We start from the raw sequence: 757 nt of genomic DNA, 5'->3' as shown, positions 1-757 counted from the left end.
GCGCTGCCGACCTATGGCTACCGCCGGGCTGGCGCTCTGGTCAACCGCACGCGCGCCTTGATGGGCCTGCCAGCAATCAATCACAAGCGGTTTTATCGCGTGATGAAAGCGAACAGTCTGCTGCTACCCAAGGCGCCCAAACGCCCAGTGAGCAGCCGCGTGCACAATGGCGTGGTGGCGGTGGACGAACCCAATCAGCGCTGGTGCTCGGACGGCTTCGAGATCGCCTGCGACAACGGCGAAGTGGTGACCGGTGTGTTCATGAAGGATTGCTGTGACCGAGAAATCATTGCCTGGCGTGCGTGGGCCGAACGTGGCCTGCCAGGCGAACCCGTGCGCGACATGCTGGTGGAAGCGGTCGAGACAAGATTCGGCCAGGCCAGCGTCGGCTCGACCAGGCTGGAATTCTTGAGCGACAACGGCGGCGCCTACCGGGCCCATGAAACGCACGCGCTGGTGCGCGCACTTGGGATTGAACCGGTGCATACACCGGTATGCAGCCCGCAGTCGAACGGCATGGCCGAGAGCTTCGTGAACACGTTTAAACGGGACTACGTCAGCCTGATGGATCGCAGCACGGCAGAAGTCGTGCTCGCCCAGTTGCCAGACGCTTTTACGCATTTCAACGAGGTGCATCCTCACTCGTCGTTGAATTTGAAATCACCTCGCATGTACAGGAGAGAGCTGGCGCGCCGGGCTCAGGAAAGCGGCGCTAACTAAACGATTGGCTGTGTCTGGTTATACGGGGGCAAGATCA

The 757-nt window shown here is 60.9% G+C and carries 1 protein-coding gene; it reads left to right on the top strand.

The window, feature by feature from the left end; all coding sequences use genetic code 11:
- On the top strand, window positions 1-720 hold a 720-nt coding region (locus AC1RJW_RS29695), incomplete at its 5' end, for an IS3 family transposase (RefSeq protein ID WP_493048112.1).
- Between the last annotated feature and the right edge of the window lie 37 nt (window positions 721-757).

The organism is Janthinobacterium sp. GW822-FHT07A03, from assembly GCF_058798815.1.
The sequence above is the reverse complement of the archived record's forward strand: the minus strand, read 5'-3'. Positions and strand labels throughout refer to the sequence as shown.